Origin of the sequence: Duganella radicis, from assembly GCF_009720825.1 — a bacterium.
In the GTDB taxonomy this organism is placed as follows: Bacteria; Pseudomonadota; Gammaproteobacteria; order Burkholderiales; family Burkholderiaceae_D; genus Rugamonas; species Rugamonas radicis.
On the sequence record NZ_WNKY01000001.1, the window covers coordinates 111,894 to 128,637 of the forward strand.

The 16,744-nt window shown below is 64.3% G+C and carries 11 protein-coding genes; 3 read left to right on the plus strand and 8 right to left on the minus strand.

Translation table 11 applies throughout. The annotated features are described in order from the left end of the window. Positions 1 to 111 precede the first annotated feature (111 nt). From GM676_RS00450 to GM676_RS00460, 3 genes are all read left to right on the plus strand, one after another. Positions 112 to 3,126 (plus strand): TonB-dependent receptor, encoded by a 3,015-nt coding sequence (locus GM676_RS00450; RefSeq protein ID WP_170304180.1) that lies wholly within the window; start codon positions 112 to 114, stop codon positions 3,124 to 3,126. An 82-nt stretch (positions 3,127 to 3,208) separates the two neighbouring features. After that, entirely contained in the window at positions 3,209 to 5,140 is a 1,932-nt protein-coding gene (locus GM676_RS00455) for an alpha/beta fold hydrolase (protein ID WP_155461416.1), read from the plus strand. Continuing rightward, positions 5,137 to 6,645 carry a glycosyl hydrolase family 28 protein gene (locus GM676_RS00460; protein WP_155461417.1) on the plus strand — a complete coding sequence of 503 codons (1,509 nt, stop codon included), beginning with the start codon at positions 5,137 to 5,139 and terminating at the stop codon, positions 6,643 to 6,645. Before GM676_RS00455 ends, GM676_RS00460 begins: the two co-directional genes overlap by 4 nt. 95 nt (positions 6,646 to 6,740) lie before the next feature. Here GM676_RS00460 and GM676_RS00465 read toward each other — a convergent pair whose 3' ends face one another. From GM676_RS00465 to kduD, 8 genes are read right to left on the minus strand one after another with little or no spacing between them, the layout of a single operon-like run. Further along, positions 6,741 to 8,384 carry a glycoside hydrolase family 43 protein gene (locus GM676_RS00465; protein ID WP_371866046.1) on the minus strand — a complete coding sequence of 548 codons (1,644 nt, stop codon included), beginning with the start codon at positions 8,382 to 8,384 and terminating at the stop codon, positions 6,741 to 6,743. Continuing rightward, positions 8,381 to 9,583 carry a glycoside hydrolase family 88 protein gene (locus GM676_RS00470; RefSeq protein ID WP_155461418.1) on the minus strand — a complete coding sequence of 401 codons (1,203 nt, stop codon included), beginning with the start codon at positions 9,581 to 9,583 and terminating at the stop codon, positions 8,381 to 8,383. Before GM676_RS00470 ends, GM676_RS00465 begins: the two co-directional genes overlap by 4 nt. A gap of 9 nt (positions 9,584 to 9,592) precedes the next feature. Continuing rightward, entirely contained in the window at positions 9,593 to 10,828 is a 1,236-nt protein-coding gene (locus tag GM676_RS00475) for an oligosaccharide MFS transporter (protein ID WP_155461419.1), read from the minus strand. Between the two features lie 44 nt (positions 10,829 to 10,872). Then, entirely contained in the window at positions 10,873 to 12,774 is a 1,902-nt protein-coding gene (locus GM676_RS00480) for a glycoside hydrolase family 97 protein (protein WP_155461420.1), read from the minus strand. Then, positions 12,762 to 13,706: a carbohydrate kinase family protein gene (locus GM676_RS00485; RefSeq protein ID WP_155461421.1), complete on the minus strand. Its 945-nt coding sequence runs from the start codon at positions 13,704 to 13,706 to the stop codon at positions 12,762 to 12,764. Before GM676_RS00485 ends, GM676_RS00480 begins: the two co-directional genes overlap by 13 nt. Then, positions 13,703 to 14,899, minus strand: a complete 1,197-nt coding sequence (locus GM676_RS00490) for an AGE family epimerase/isomerase (protein ID WP_155461422.1) — start codon at positions 14,897 to 14,899, stop codon at positions 13,703 to 13,705. The genes GM676_RS00485 and GM676_RS00490 overlap by 4 nt, the downstream gene beginning before the upstream one ends. Then, a complete protein-coding gene (locus GM676_RS00495; protein ID WP_155461423.1) occupies positions 14,896 to 15,987 on the minus strand; it encodes an aldose epimerase family protein in 1,092 nt (363 codons plus the stop codon). Before GM676_RS00495 ends, GM676_RS00490 begins: the two co-directional genes overlap by 4 nt. Beyond that, positions 15,984 to 16,739 (minus strand): 2-dehydro-3-deoxy-D-gluconate 5-dehydrogenase KduD, encoded by a 756-nt coding sequence (gene kduD / locus GM676_RS00500; RefSeq protein WP_155461424.1) that lies wholly within the window; start codon positions 16,737 to 16,739, stop codon positions 15,984 to 15,986. The genes GM676_RS00495 and kduD overlap by 4 nt, the downstream gene beginning before the upstream one ends. Between the last annotated feature and the right edge of the window lie 5 nt (positions 16,740 to 16,744).

A 16,744-nucleotide genomic window follows, 5' to 3' on the forward strand; every position in this document is an offset into this window, starting at 1 on the left:
AAAACGCAAAAACGCTGTTGAACCCGTAGGAAATAAGCTGGCTGTCCGTCGTTATCGATAACAGAGCAGGATAGCTCTGAAAAATAGAAGCTAGTCCAAGAGGAGATGCGCATGATGGAGACACATCATTGCGGTAGAGTGGCCGCCGTTGTTCTGGGCTTGAGCATAGTCGCCGTTTCCCAGACAACCCACGCCCAGGAGACACGCAAACAATTCAGCATTGCTGCCGGACCTGCCGTGCGCTCAATTACCGAGTTCGCAAAACAGGCGGCCATCAATGTCCTGGCGTCCGGGGAGAATCTTGAAGGAATTCAGACCCAGGAAGTCCGTGGAACTCTGACTGTCTCCGAAGCGCTGGAAAAGCTGTTGTCCGGAACTAGCCTCACCCATCGGGTGAACACGAGCGGCGCCGTTTTTATTTTGTCGACGGCCCGTCCGCAAATCGGAGACAAAGCGAATGATTCAATACGGGAAAACAAAATGATAGCAACAGTTCCATTGCAACGGCGTGCCACCTGCTGCGCTGTGATGCTGGCCCTCGGCGGCGCCGGCGCGTCATACGCGCAGACAAGCGGCGATACTGCGGCGGCGCCTGACGGCGCTGCCGCCAGGCCGGACGAGTCCGCGGTGGTTGTGGTGACGGGCCTGCGCGCCAGCCTCCAGAGCGCCCGCAACAAGAAACGCGACAATGATGCGATCTCGGACTCCATCGTGGCGGAAGACATCGGCAAACTGCCGGACCAGAATATTGCCGAAGCCGCCCAGCGCATCTCGGGCGTGCAGCTGCAACGCTATAAGGAGGAGGGCGCCAGCATCGCCATCCGCGGTTTGGCGCAGACCAAGATCGTGCTGAACGGCCTGGAAGTGTTCGGCGCCGGCGGCGAATACAATGGCCGCAACTTTGGTTTGGAGGATTTGCCGGCCGAGGTGCTGGCTGGGATCGAGGTGGCCAAGAGTTCGTCGGCCAATGAAATCGAAGGCGGCCTGGGCGGTTATGTCAACGTGCGTACACGTCAGCCTTTCGACTTCAAGGGAACCACCGCCACGGTATCCGCCAAGGCGACCGACTTCCTGATGGCGCCAGGTTTCGGCAGCCAGGTCAAGGGGCAGTTTTCCGCGCTGGGCGGCACACGGTGGCAGTCCGGCGTCGGCGAGATGGGCGTGCTGTTGAACGTCGCCCATACTGAAAGCGCTTTCGGCATCGCGGAAGACGAAGTGCAACGCACGCAGGCCGGCGCGAACTATGCCGGTTCAGGCAAGACCGTGACCTACCCGATCGGCATCTTTACCGGCAATGGCCATCATGGCGACCGCAAGCGCGACGTCATCATTGGTTCCTACCAGTGGCGCCCCAGCCAGGATCTCGCCCTGAACGCCAACTATGTCGGCATTGACTATCTGGAGCGCGACAATTTCCAGACGGCGCGCTTCTACACAGGCACGCCTGGCGCCGCATACACGCTTTGGGGCGACAAGAACAGTGACGGCAGCGACAACCTGAAAACGGGTACGTTCACCGGCAACTCGCTGACGGATACGTCCGTGATCGGAGACGAGCACCGCAAGTCCAAACTCTTCGACATCGGCGGCAGATGGAGCAACGGCGGCCCGCTCACGGTCAAAGCCCGTGTGGCGCACAATGAAACCTCGGTGGTCAACACCCTGTATGAGTGGGGTATCAACGCCAGCGTACCGAACATGACGCTGACCATGAATGACGGCTCGGCCTCGCACGTCGCGGTGTCCGGCGTCGACCTGAGTGATCCGGCCGTCTATCATCCGAACTACCTGCTGGCAATCCATCTCGACGGCACCCAGCGCAATACCGCGTCAACGGTGGATGCCAACTACAAATTCGACGACAGCTTCCTGCGTTCGGTGGACTTCGGCCTGCGCGTAAACGACTACACCCGCCATTCTTTCGGCTTCGTGAATTTCTATTGCATAGACGGCTGCAACAGCAGCCGGACACTGGCCGGGGTTGATCCGGGCCTGCTGCGGCAGGTGCCTGGAGCGGAATCCCGTGACGTTGGCGCCTACTGGACTTACACAAGCGCCGCGGTACGCCAGCAAGCCGCGCTCCGGGCACTGTACGGATTGCCGGCCGGCGAAACCAACACGCCCGACCAGGATCAGCTCAACAATGAAAAGACGATGGCCGCATACGTGAAGCTCAACTATGAGACGGCCGTTGCAAGCTTGCCGGTCACCGGCAACGTCGGTGTGCGCTATATCGAAACCAGGCTGCATGGCGAGTCGTATGGCGCGGATGTCTCCGGCACGCAGGTGTTGCAGACCAGCGATTCGAAACGTCATGACCTGCTGCCATCGTTTAATGCGAACGTCGCGCTGCGCGACGACCTGGCGCTACGTCTTGCCGCATCCCGCACCTTGGGGCAGGTGAACTTCGCCTACCTGGGGACGGCTGTCAGTATCACGAACCAGGTACAGCACGATGCCCGCGCCGGCAACCCCGCGCTGCAGCCGTACAAGTCGACCAACTACGACCTCTCGCTGGAGCACTACTTCGGCGCCAATGGCCTGGCGTACCTGGGGGTGTTCGGCAAGACTGTCGACGGCTTCGTTCAAACAGTCGCCGAACAACGCGTGATCAATGGAGAGACCTATAACGTCTCCACATACAGATCCGCCGGGACGTCCAAGATCAAGGGGCTGGAGATTGGATATCAGCAGTTCTTCGACCGCCTTCCACAACCCTTCAACGGATTGGGAATACAGACCAACTACACCTATGTGGATTCGAAGGCGCCGTCCGCCGTTGAGGGCCAGACGGTGCCGCTGCAAGGCCTGTCCAAGAACAGCTACAACCTGGTGGGCATGTACGAGCGGGGCCGGGTGAAGGCGCGTCTGGCCTATAACTACCGGAGTGGCTTCGTCGTGTCGACCAGTTCGTCCGGCGCGCAAGGCGTGCCGATCTTCGCAAAAGCCATGGGCACCCTGGACTTTTCGCTGGGTTATGACTTTACCAAACAGCTGTCTGTGGTACTAGACGGGGTAAATATCCTCGGAGCGCACAGCGAGCAGTATTACGGCACCTCGCACAACCAGATGAATTATCTGCCGCTGAATAAGCGCATCGGTGTGCAGGCCCGTTACACATTCTGAGATCATCTCCTATTCTCAGAGCTTTGACACTCCACGCCTTCGGGCGCGGAGTGTATTTTTTCTTACAAATAAGGGATGGGAGATGTATCGACGTCAGTTCCTCTCACTGGCTGTGGTTGGCCTGTCTGTTGCCGGCCCGGGCCGCTCAACCGCCAGGACATTGGCGGCCGCCCCCGATTTTTCATGGCTGGACGATCGTCTGCGCGAACGGGTGGCGCTTGGGTATTTCGATGGCATGGGCTTGATCGTCGGCCGCGGCGAACAAGCCTTGCATACTGCATATTTCGGCAATGGCGGCCCGGATGTCAGCCTGCACGTCGCGTCCACAGGCAAGTGGACCGCCGCTGCCGCCATCGCCTGCGTGGTGGATGAAGGGAAGCTGGCGTGGGATGACCGTGTGCGTGAACTCCTCCCGCAGTTCAGCGACATCAAGGGCGAAGCCACCCTGCGGCAACTGCTGTCACATACGGCGGGTTACCCCGATTACCAGCCCGCGAACCGGCGACGCGACGATTATCAAAGCCTGAAGGAAGCGGTTGCCCATATCCTCGATCTGCCGCCTGCCGCAGCACCGGGTACGGTATTTCAATACGGGGGGCTGGCGATGCAGGTTGCCGGGCGTATGGCGGAAGTAGCAACGGGCCAGACATTCGACGAGATTTTTCAATCGCGTATTGCGCGGCCGCTTGGCATGACCGGCAGCGGCTACGCGCCGGTGTCGGCGGAGCCTGGCTTCAGTCCGATGTTGGGCGGGAGCCTGTTCACCTCAGCGACGGATTATGCGCGTTTTCTGGCGATGATCGCACAGCAGGGTGTATATCGAGGCAAGCGCATTCTCGGCCGGCAGGCGGTAGGCAGTCTGATGGCCGACCAGGTAGGGCATGTGGCCGTGCGGCGCGGCGAATACGTCGAACTGGCACGGCAGGACCTGCGCAAGGACATTTACGGTCTGGGTCTATGGCGCGAGGAGGTGGACAGCAGCGGCATCCCGACCCTTATGTCTTCCCCCGGTTGGGCCGGAGCCTACAGCTGGCTCGATCGGCAGTCCGGTGTCTGGGGTGTCGTCATCGCCAAGGCCAACGTGGACAAGGCGCTGGCGGATGGTTACAGCACCTTCCTCGGATCGACCATTTACGCGCCCATGGTCCGCGCCGCGCTGGAGGAGGCGGTCGATCACGCCACCAGGCGCATGGTGCTTCCGGTGCGTGGTGCGCGGCTGTATTGCGAAGAAAGCGGCAGCGGCGAGCCGATTATCTTTTTGCACGGCCATAGCTTCGACCGGCGCCAGTGGCAGCCGCAGATAAAGCATTTCGAACGCACCCACCGGGTGATTCGCTACGACTTGCGCGGCTATGGCCGCTCCACCGAGCCGCGGGAAGGGGAGGATTTCAAGCATGCCGACGATCTGCTCCAGCTCATGGACGCGTTGCAGATCGGACGCGCGCACCTGGTCGGTTTATCGCTGGGCGGTTTTGTCGTCACTGACTTCATCGCGCAGTATCCCGAGCGTGTCATCAGCGCCACCATGGCTGGCGGAGACCTGTTCGATGCACCGGGGCCGGATGAACCGTGGACAGCTGAAGCGCTGGCCCAAAGGCGGCAGGACATTGCCGCCACGCGCAAAGCGGGCATCGCTGCGTTCAAGCGGAAGTGGCTGGAGGATTTGGTAAGCCAAAGCGGCACCGGGCGCGAGGCGCTGCGTCAGCCTCTATGGCGTATGATCGATGAGTGGCGGGCCTGGCAGCCATTGCATGTAGAGCCACGTCTGCTGCTCGGCCGTTCCGCCCGGCACCAGCTCATGGCCCGCAAGCCGAAAATGCCGGTGCTGGTGATACGCGGCGACCGCGAACGGAACGGATACCCTATCCTCGATCTGCTTCCGCATGCAAGGGTGGTAACCATTGCGGATTGCGGGCACGTGTCGAATCTGGAGCAGCCGCGGAAATTTTCGGCTGCCATGTCGTTGGTGCTTGACGCCGCCAACCGCCCTAAACGAAAGCCGGAAAGCCGATGATGCCTGCCTTTTTCAAGAATCTTATATACGCCGCGGCAGTCCTGTCCGCACTTGCGCATGGTCTCGCACATGCTGTCGACGCCGAACTCAAGACCTTCGGCTATCCGCGTGGCGTGAAGTATACGCCGGGCGATACCATCCGGGACAGGTTTCGCAATCCCGATTTTGTGGTGCGTGCGCGCGTTGCATCCGGCGAGTGGCGGAATCTGTTTGAACATCGGGTGGAGGTTGACTGGAATAATCCGCAATCCGCCACCTTGGTACGGTTCGATTTCCGGGGAAAAGTGGAGTTGGCGATTCAAAAAAGCTACGGAAGCTTCTCGAAAGTGGCGGTCCGTCCGGCGATTCATCATATAAAGCCGCGCATCGAGGGGGATACGGTTTATCTCACCCTCGACAAGCCCGCCAATCTTTCGATCGAGTTCGACGGCGACAAGCACCACAACCTTCATGTCTTTGCCGGCGGGCTTGAGCAAGCCCGGAAGGTCGATGGCCCTGATATCGTGACGTTCGGTCCGGGAATTCATCGTCCTCCGGCGGGCAGCAAGGTGTTCAAATTCAAATCAGGGCAAACTATCCTGATAGACGCCGAAGCGGTTCTTGAAGCGGGGATCGATCTCGACGGCGTGCATGACGTGACTATCCTGGGCCACGGATTAATCGAACGGCCGATGGGGGATGTACGCATGACTGATGCTGCCGACCACGACAATTCACCCGACGCGCACATCGACGGCTCCGCGACAATAGGCATACGCAATGCCCGCAATATCCGCATAGAGGGGCTGACCATCATCAATCCCCCTGGCGTTTCGGTCGGCTGCATGCAATCAAGCGGCATCACGATTACGGATGTCAAGGCGTTCAGCGCGGGGCCTTGGGCCGATGGGATCGATATCTATTCTTGCCAGGACGTCGACATCAGCCGTGTTTTTCTGCGGGTCTCGGATGACTGCTTCGCTCTGTACAACCACCGTTGGGATCTATTCGGCGATGTACGCCGTATTCATGTCACCGATTCGACATGCTGGGCGGATGTCGCGCATGCGATGTACATGGGACTTTTCGGGAACAAGGATAAGCCCGAGGTCACGGAGGATGTCGTGTTTCGAAACATTGACGTCCTTGAGATCAATGAAACGCAACCGCGCTTCCAGGGAGTCATGGCCATCAATGCGAACAACTCGACCGTGGTACGCAGGGTGTTGTTCGACGATATCCGTGTCGATCACATGATCGAAGGGAAGCTGTTCAATTTTGCCGTGATAGGTGACGATCGCTTTAGCGAGAGCCCGGGCGGCGGCATTGAGAACGTCACGCTCAGGAATATAACCTTCACCGGGAAGGGTGTGTTTGGCCCCTCATGGATCGCTGGCTATGACGAGTCGCGCATGGTGCGCGGCATTACACTGGACAATGTGCATATAGGGGGGAAGAAGATCCACCGCATGGACCCCGGGCAGGTAGAGCTTGGACCGCATGTCGCCGATGTTGTTATACGATGATAGCCTGGCAGAGGCGAAGCGCCAAAAAAACCGGGCGGGTTTGATCCCGTCCGGGTAATGGTGCCGCGTCCGGTACGCTGGACAGGGATGGAAACTCAGTAAGGGCCTACGCCGGGGGCTGTCAGTTCAAAGTTCTGCACGTCGAGCCAGGAGCCTGTCTGTTTGCCCGCGCTGAACAAGCCGACTTGCGTGCCGACCCAGGTGCCACGCGTAACGGGGAAGGGGCCGCCGGCGGGCTTGAACGTCACACCGTCAACGCTGTAGGAGAAGTTCACGAACGCGCCTTCGTTCATGTGGGCGCGCAGCGTCAGCTGGGCAGGCGCGTCGGCCAGCACCACGGTGGACTGTTCCTTGCAGCGCGGGCCGAACGGGCCGCACACCGTCATCACCAGTTCGTTGACTTTGTCCTTGCGGCGCAAGCCCAGCCACGCGTACTGCATGCCGTTCAAAATCAGGCCGGCGCGGTCGCCGTCCCGCGCCTGCTCCAGCTTGACGCGGGTGGTGACCAGGAAGCGCGAGGACGGCGCCTTCTGCGTGAGGATGGCCGGCGAGGCGCGCACATAATCGTCGGCGTCTTCCACCGCTTGCGTGAAGAGCCGCAGCGCGCCCGGTTTGGCCGACAGCGAATACCATTCCGGCCGCGCGTTCGCGCCCCATTGCCATTGCAGGCCCAGTCGCGGGGCGCTGAAATCGTCGCTGGTCGGCGGCGCGGCCAGCGGCTTGCCTTGCACCGGCTTGGCGTGGGTGATCACCGGTTGGCCGGTGCCGGGCTTGCGGCCGGGCTGGCCGATCAGCGGCCAGCCGTCCTTCCACTGCATCGGCTGCAAATGGGTGACGCGGCCGTAGGCGCCCTTGTCCTGGAAGTGCAGGAACCAGTTGCTGCCGTCCGGCGCATCGACCCATGCGCCTTGATGCGGGCCGTTGACTGGTGTGTCGCCCTGGTCCATCACGTTGCGCACCTCGTATGGCCCGGTCAGCGAGCGCGAACGGAACACGGCCTGCCAGCCTTGCTCCACGCCACCGGCAGGCGCGAACACGTAGTAATAACCGTTGGCCTTGTAGATCTTCGGGCCTTCGACCGTGTGATAGCCGGGGTAGTCGGCGCCGTTGATGATGTCGCGGCCCTGATCGTCCAGCATCTTGGTGGCGGCGGCGTCCATGCGGCGCAGCGTCACCACGTTGTTCCTGCCGGCCCGGCTGAACGCCCAGGCGTGCAGCAGGTAGGCGTTGCCATCGTCATCCCACAACGGCGCCGGGTCGATCAGGCCGCGTCCGGCCAGCAGCAGGCGCGGCGCGCTCCACGGGCCGCCGAACTGTTCGGCCTCGATGACGTAGATGCCGAAGTCGGGATCGGGATAGAAGATGTAGAAGCGGCCGTTGTGATAACGCAGGCAGGGCGCCCACACGCCTTTGCCATACTGTGGCTTGGCGAAGGTGGCGGCCGGCACCAGCGAGGGCAGGGCGTGGCCGACCAGCGTCCAGTTGACCAGATCCTGCGATTCCAGCAACGGCAGGCCGGGCGTGTTGACGAAGCTGGAGGCGGTCATGTAGAAGCGCTCGCCGACGCGGATGGCGTCCGGATCGGCGTAGTCGGCGTGCAGCACCGGGTTGCGGTAGCGGCCGTCGCCGAGGTCGGCGAGCCATGGCGCGTTGGCGGGTGGCGGCGTCTGCGCAGGGGCGAGGGCGGCCTGGCTCAGCAGGGCCGCGGCCAGCGCGGCGGTCAGGGGCAGGCGCTTCACCAGTAGGGCTCCCAGATGCGGCTCAGGCGCGTCAATGCTTCCAGATAGAAGTAGTCGCCCCAGATGCAGGATTCGTCGACGCCGATGCGGTTCGGCTTGTGGTACACGGCATGGCGCAGCAGGCCGGCGCCAGGCGCGCCGTCGTGGTTGAAGTAGTGTTCGGACAGGGTGAGCACCATGCCGGCGGCAGCGCGTTCGTATTCGGCGCGCAGCGGATCGAGCAGCGGCAGACGGCTGGCCAGTTCCAGCAGGCCGCAGGCGGCCACCGCCGCCGCCGAGCTGTCGCGCTCCTCCGGGCCATCGGTAAAGATCAGGTCCCAGTAGCAAATGCCGTCGGCCGGCAGGCGGTTCAGGTAGTAGTTGGCCAGCACCTTGCCGAGTTCCAGCAGGCGGGTGTCGCCGTTGTGGCGCGCCACCAGCGGGAAGCCGGCGATGCCCCAGGCCTGGCCGCGCGCCCAGCAGGAGTCGTCGCTGTAGCCCTGATGGGTCTTGCCTTCGCGCGGCTGGCCGTTGTCGGCATCGAAGAAGAAGGTGTGGTAGGTGGAGCCGTCCGTGCGCACGATGTGGCGCGCGGCTTGCTCGATGTGGCGGTTGGCGGCGTCGCGGAAGCGCAGGTCGCCGCTGGTCTCGCTGGCCCAGTACAGCAGCGGCAGATTCAGATTGCAGTCGATGATCATGCGGCCGCGCTGGGCCGGGTCGTTCAGGTCGCCCCAGGCCTGGATGATGCCGGCGCCCGGGTAATAGCGCTCCAGCAGCAGCTCGGCCGCGCCCAAGGCAGCGGTGCGGGCCTGTTCGCTGCCGGTCAGCTTGTGGCCGGCCACGCAGGACAGGCTGTACAGGAAACCGAGGTCGTGGTGATTGGTGGCGATGCGCTCGCGCTGGCGCCGGTCGAAACTGGCGACGTGGGTTTCGGCCACGCCGCGGAATTCCGGCTTGCCGCTCAGCTCATAGGCCAGCCACAGCATGCCGGTCCAGAAGCCGTTGGTCCATTCGGTGTTGTCCATGGCCGGGTAGACGCCGCCGGTGCTGGACGGTTTCGGAAAATATTCGCCAAAATGCACGGCGTTGCGCGCCACGGCGGCCAGCGCGGCGGCGATGGCCTGGTCCAGCCGTGCGCGCGACGGCGGTTCACGCCATGCCTGCGGCAGGCCGGCGGTCTGTAAAGGTTCCGGACGCGCCGGATGTAAAGCTGCTTGCATGGAGAATCCTCAGGTGGTTGCGACGGCTGCGTTCTTGCGGGAGGTGACTTCGGGCGGCGTGGGCGACAGCGCGAACGCCGACAGTACCAGGCACACCGCGCCGATGGCGGCCAGCAGCAGGTAAGTGTGGTTGAAGCCGATCAGGTCATAGGCTTTGCCGACCAGCGGCGACAGCAGGGCCAGGCCCAGCGAATGGCCGAAGCTGACGCCGACCATGTAGACGGTGGAGGCCAGGCGGTTGTCGAAATGGCAGGCGATGTAGCGGAACACCGACACCACCAGTATCGGCAGTTCGATCGAGTGCAGCATCTTCATGGCCGAAATCGAGACCGGGCCGACCGCCAGCCCGGAACCGGCGATGCGGAAGATCATGATGGAGCCGGCCAGCAGCAGGCCATACTTGGCGCCGATGCGGCGCACCAGCAGCGGCGACACGAACAGGCCGGCCGCCTCGACAAAGATCTGCAAGGAGTTCAGGTAGCCGAACATGGCGGCGCCGGTGGCCTTGTCCGGGAATTGCGAGGCGAAGTAGCTGGGAAACTGCTGGTCGTACACCAGATACAGGTTGGTCACGCTGAGGATGAACACCATGAAGCGCCAGAAGGCCTTGTCACGCAGCAGGCCCAGCGCGTCGGCCAGACGCAGTTTGGCGCCGGCGGCGGCCACGGTGTCATGTTCCGGCAGGCGCCAGAACGCCAGCATCAGCACCAGCAGCAGGCCGGCCATGGAGGCCAGCATGAAGTTGATGTGCGGATCGACGTTGTACAGGCGGCCGGTCATGAAGGCGGCGCTGGCAAAGCCCAGCGAACCCCACAGCCTGACGCGGCTGTACTCGAAGCCGTAGGCGCGGCCGATGCGGTCGACATAGGACTCGATCGCATAGCTGCCGGCGATGAAGGTGATGCCGAGGTAGATGCCGCCCAGCGCGGCGCCGGCCAGGATGTGGCTCTTGAGCAGGGGGCCGTACACATACACCAGGAACAGGCCGGACAGCATGCACATCACGCCAACCGCCCACAGCACATGCTTGCGCATGCCGACCTTGTCCGACAGGTAGCCATACACCGGCTGCGAGCACATGGCGGCGATGAAGTTGGCGGAAAATACGATGCCGGTTTCGGTTCCCGACAGTTGCAGCGTGGAGCGCAGCCACAGGGCCAGCAGCGACATGCTCATGGCCTGGGCAAAGAAATAGACGTACACAAAGGTGCACAGGAAGCGGAAATGCGACTGCTTGCTAGTCATGACAGAGTGGTCTCCGGATTGTCTTTATAGTTGTTATCGATAACCTATCGCGCTTGGGGCGGACTGTCAAGAGGCCGCAGCCACAGGGCCTGGCCGCCGGAGGCCGGCATGGCCAGCGTCAGCACGGTGTTGGCGTCGACGTTCTGGCGGCGGATGCCGACCTTGGTGCGGGTGGGCGCGCTGGCGTCGTCGGCGTAAATGGTGGCTTCGTAGCGCTGGCCGGCCGGCAGGAAGTCCAGTTTGAGCTGTACCGTGCGCGCGTCGTTGTTGGTGATGGCGCCGACATACCATTCCTTGCCGCTGCGGCGGGCGATGCTGACGTTGCGGCCCGGTGCGCCGTCCAGCACCCTGGTTTCATCCCAGACGGTGGGAATGCGGTCCCAGAACGCCAGTTCCGGCTCGTCCCGCGACATTTCCGGCTTGTCGTACCAGTACAGGGTTTGCAGCGGGCTGTAATACACCACGGCCAGCGCCAGCTGGTGGGCGTGCGTGGTCTTGATGCGCGGATCGTAGTAGCAGATGGTGTAGTCGGCCGCGCCGGCCAGGTAGCGCGTGAACGGCAGCACGGTGTTGTGGGTGGCGTCCGGCATTTCCTCGTTGCCGCGTATGCCCTCGGAGGTCAGCAGGTTGGGCCAGGTGCGCTGTTCGCCGGTCGGGCGCCAGTCGTCGTGGATGTTGACCATGATGCCGGCGGCGGCGGCCTGGCGGATGGCTTTCTCCACCCACGTGGTCCAGCGGTGCGAGCCGACCTGCACGAAGCCGAACTTGACGCCTTTGACGCCCCAGTCGCGGTAGGTCTGGAACAGGGTGTCGGACTGGGTTAGCAGCGCCTGCTGGTTCACGTACAGCCACACGCCGATGCCGCGCTCCCTGGCGTAGGCGATGATGGCCGGCAGGTCGAAGTCCGGGATGGCGACCTTGGTGGCGTCCGAGCCGAAGGAGAAGGCCGGGCCGTACCATTTCCAGTCGAACAGGATGTATTCCAGCTTGTGGCGCGCGGCAAAGTCGATATTGGCCTTGGCGGCGGCGGTGGTCTGGGTCATCACGCGCATGATCTTGCCGGGCTTGATCCATGCGGTGTCGGCCAGCGGCGTGGCCTGGTTCAGGTTGAGAATGAAGTGGTTGTTTTCCACCAGCTGGCCCGGGGTGTGCGCGATCATGATGCCGCGCCATGGCGTGGCGAAGGGCGAGATCAGGTCGGCCACGTCGTGCATGGCGGTGACCAGCGTGTCCGGCTTGTCGGCGCTGAGCTTGAACTTGGTGCGGGCGTAGTCCACCATCTGCGCTTCCAGCAGGGCGACGTGCAGGCCGTTGGGCAGTTCCAGCGTCAGCGGGCGCTCGGACTGGTCGGGCCAGTCGCGCAGCGGCAGCAGCTTGTAGGGCGCTTGCGCCCAGCCGTGGTACCAGGCCCTGGTGCCGGCCGGCAGGGCGAATTCGATGTCCTCGCCGATCACCCGGTAGTAGCTGCCTTTCTCGTTTTCCGGAAAGGCGAAGCGCAGTGCCACGCCTTCGTTGTAGGCGCGCGCCTCCACCGACAGCTTGTAGACCGGGTTGTCGTCCTTGACCAGATCGATGGCCATGGCCTGGTAGTGGTCGCGGATGCGGGCGGTTTCGCCGGTGACCGGGGTCCAGCTGCTGTCATGGCTGTCGCGGCGCACGCCGGTCACGGCCAGGTTCTCGAACCAGCGCGCGCGGCGGTCGACCGGCAGCGCCATGGCGCTCTCGGACAGGTGATTGTCGAGCCGCAGTTCCAGCAGCGATTCGCGGATCATCGTCTGCTCGCCGTAGCGCACGCTGTAGTAGAGCGCGCGCTTGCCGGCGGCATCAGTCTTTTGCTGTACGGTGAGGACGATCTTGCCATCCGGCGAGGCAAGCTGCTCTTCCAGTCCAGCGGCCTGCGCCAGGCCGCAAACCAACAGAATCAATGCTGTAATCAGGCGACGCATACGGTGCTTTCTTCCTGCGTAACGTAGACCGACGGCGCCAGCGCCTCGATCTGTTTGAGGGTAGGTGGCGTGGCGCCGGCCTGCATGCAGGCGGCGGCGCCGGCGGCGACGGCCATGCGCAAATGTCCCATGCCGGTGGCCTGAGGGTACTGCATCAGGCTGTACAACAGCGCGCAGATGCTGGCATCGCCGGCGCCGATGGTGTCGGCCACCTTGATGGCGGGCGGCCGGGCATGCCAGGCTTGCCCGCCGCTGTGGAATTCCGCGCCCGCGGCGCCGCATGTCAGCAAAATACTGGCCTCCGGGTTGAGGGCGCGCAGGCTGGCGAGGGCCTGGCGCAGGTCGGTGGTGCGGAACAGACCGGTCAAGTCCTCGTCCGAGACCTTGATCACATCGGCCAGCGCCGCCATCTTGCGCAGCATGGGATCGTAACGCTCATCCATCAGCTTGCGGAAATTGGGATCATAGCTGATCTTGACCCCGGCGGACTTCAGGCCGCACGCCAGCGACAGCAAGCGGTCGGCCAGCGGCGGACGCGCCAGGCTGATGCCGCCAAAGTGCACGCAGCGTGCTTCGCGCTCCCAGCCGGCGGGCAAATCCCACGGCGCGAACTGCTGGTCGGCGCTGTTTTCGCCGATGAAGAAGTAGTCCGGCGGCGCGGTTTCGTGCACCACCGCCAGCAGCGGCGGGCGGTCGTTCAGTTGCAGGAAGCGCGGATCGAGGCCGGCTTCCTGCGCGCTGGCTTGCAGCGCCAGGCCGAATACGTCGTTGGAGATGGCGCCGGCGAAGGCGCTGGGCACGCCCAGCCGCGCCATGGCGCGCGCGACGTTGAGGCCGGCGCCGCCGGTCAGGCTGGTCCATTGATCGGGGCCGGTGCGCACCAGGTCGGTGAGGGCTTCGCCGGCCGAGACAAACAGGGGCAGGGTATTCATGCCTCGCTCCCCAGGGCGCGCAGCACTTCGTAGCAGGCGCCCATGGTGTGGTAGTCGGTCTTGCCGGCCGGGCTCTTCTCATCGCTGAGCTTGCGGTTGTCGCGGCTCAGGATGCGGTACCAGGCCCCATGGCGGTGATCGATCATGTGGGTCCAGCTGTAGCGCCACAGGCGGTCGTATTCGTCCCAGAAGCGCTCCTCGCCGGTGCGCACCGCCAGCACGGCGGCGGCGGCCAGCGATTCGGCTTGCACCCAGAAGTATTTGTCGCCATCGCAGATGTCGTTGTCCGGGCCGAAGCCGTACACCAGGCCGCCGTGCTGGTTGTCCCACGCGTGGTCGACGGCGTCGTCGAACAGGGCGATGGCGCGCGGCAGCAGCCAGTCGGCCGACAGGTGGCGCTCCAGCAGCAGGAGCAGCTTGGCCCATTCGGTGAAGTGGCCGGGCTGGTAGCCCCATGGACGGAAGATATTGGTCTTGTCGTCGCGGTTGTAGTCCCAGTCGATCTGCCAGTTGGCGTCGTAGTGTTCCCAGATGCGGCCGCCGGACAGCCCAGCCTGGCGCTGCGTGATGTTGCGCGCCACTTTTTCCGCGCGCAGCAGGTAGCGGTGCTCGCCGCTGGCCTCGTAAGCGGTGATCAGCGCCTCGCAGGCGTGCATATTGGCGTTCTGGCCGCGATACGGCAGGACCTTCCAGTCGGCCGACGCCTGGTCGGCGTACAGGCCGTGTTGTTCCTCCCAGAAGTGCCGCTCCATCAGATCGTAGACCTCGGCCATCCACTGGCGCGCCTCTTCGATGCCGGCGGCCAGCGCCTGCGCGTAGGCCAGCAGCACGAAGGCCAGGCCGTAGCAGTGGTTGTCGCCATCCTCGACGGTTTTCCGCTGGCCATCCCAGCGCAGCTGCCAGGCGTAGCCGCCGGTGGCCGGATCGCGGTGCACCTCGCGCAGGAAGGCGACGCCGTGGCGTACCGCGTTCAGGTATTCGTCGCCGGGGAAATGACGGTGTGCCATGGCGTAGTTGAAGACGAAGCGCGTGCTGCTGACCAGGTGGCGGGTTTCGCGGTCGTAGACCGTGCCGTCGTCCTTGAAGAAGTGATAGAAGCCGCCGCTGGCGTCGATGCAACGCGGGTGATAGAAACGCATGGTTTCCTGGATGTGTTGTTGCAGCGCTTCGGGGGATCGGAATTGCGGCGTCATGTCGGACTCCAGTCAGTAAAAGATGGCGCCAGGCGGGCTGGCAGGGCGCCGCTCCAGGCGGCAATGCGGTATCGGGTGCGCCATGGCTGGCCGGCTTGCAGGGTGATGCCCAGGCGGTCGGCCAGCGGGTGGTCCTTTGGCGGATGCGCCACGCGGCTCAGGTCGAACACGCTGTTGACCGGCTCCGCACCCAACGCCACGTGGCGGCCTTGCCATGGGAATTCCGGCCGGCCCCGGTTGCTGAGCCATAGCATCAGGTCGGGGAACTGGCGGGTGTCCCACCACATGCCGACGTGGGCGTCGTAGTCGAGGTAATTCAGGCTGAAGGGGGCGGCATGGCGTCCGGCTTGCAGCGCCCGTACTTGCAGCAGTTCTTCGCCGTCCTCGCGCAGGGGCAGGTGGCTGAGGTCGAGTGGGCCGTGCAGGCCGGCCAGCGCGTCCAGGCGTTCCGAGCGGGTATCGGGCAGCAGCCGGCTGATGGCGCCGGCGCTGCCGCTGGGATAGCTGAAGATGCCGGCGTGCTCGCCCAGCTCCAGCCTGACCCGGCCGCTCGGATGCGGCAGGCGGAAGGTCGGATGCAGGCCGGCCGGCAGGCGCAGGCTGCGGCGCGGCCGGATCACCAGTTCCATGTCCAGCGCCGGCGCGTCCGGCACGGCTTGCAGGTGGCGCTCGATGCGGGCGATGGGCGAGTCCTCGGGATAGTCGATGGCCATGCAGACGCGCTCGCTGCTGGCGTGCTCGCAGTGCCAGCGGTGATTGGCGCTGTAGCCGTGCGACCAGCTGTCCTCCGGGCTGAGGGCGATCCAGTCCGGCGGCAGGTCGGCCGGCAGGTCGGTGCGGCCGAAGGGCACGCACGGCCATTCGCCGCGCATGCGCCGCAGCACGCCGGGCAGGCTGAGCGAGCTGGTGGTGCCGGCCCATGGCGCCACGTGCATGACTTGCAAATCGCGCTCGGCGTCGAGGCGGAAATGCAGCGGTCCCAGCATCGCGCCCAGCGCCTGCACCTCGGCGCTGCCGTAAGCCCATTCCAGCCGCCACATCTGCGGCGCCAGCTGGCGGCCGGTGGCGGACGTCTTCGGACTGCTCATCGTGCCAGCCATCCGCCATCGACCGGCAGCAGCACGCCGTGCACATAATCGCTGGCGGCGCTGGCCAGGAACACCGCCGCGCCGGCCAGATCGCCCGGCTGGCCCCAGCGTCCGGCCGGAATGCGGGCCAGGATTTGCGGCTCCCGTTCGGGATCGGCGCGCAGGGCGGCCGTGTTATTGGTGGAAAAATAGCCGGGCGCGATGGCGTTGACGTTGACGCCGCGCGCCGCCCATTCATTGGCCAGGGCATGCGTCAGGCCGGCCACGCCGCTCTTGCTGGCGGCGTAGGCCGGCACGCGGACGCCGCCCTGGAAGGACAGCAGCGAGGCCACGTTAATGATCTTGCCGCCGCCGTTGGCCAGCATGTGGCGCGCGGCGGCCTGCGACAGGAAGAACAGCGACTTCAGGTTGGTGTCCAGCACCGCGTCCCAGTCCGCCTCGGTGACGTCGATGGCGTCGGCGCGGCGGATGATGCCGGCATTGTTCACCAGAATATCGAGCCGGCCGAAGGCGGCCAGCGCCTGCTCCACCACGCCGGGCAATTGATCCTGTTGCGACAGGTCGGCCTGCACGGCATGGAAGCGGCGGCCGGCGGCGCGCACGCGGGCGGCGGTGTCGGCAGGATCGCTGCGGCCGGCCGCCACGATATCGGCGCCGGCCTCGGCCAGTGCGATGGCGATGGCCTGGCCCAGGCCCGTGTTGGCGCCGGTGACGAGCGCCGTGCGCCCGCTCAGGTCAAACAGATTGTGCATGGTGG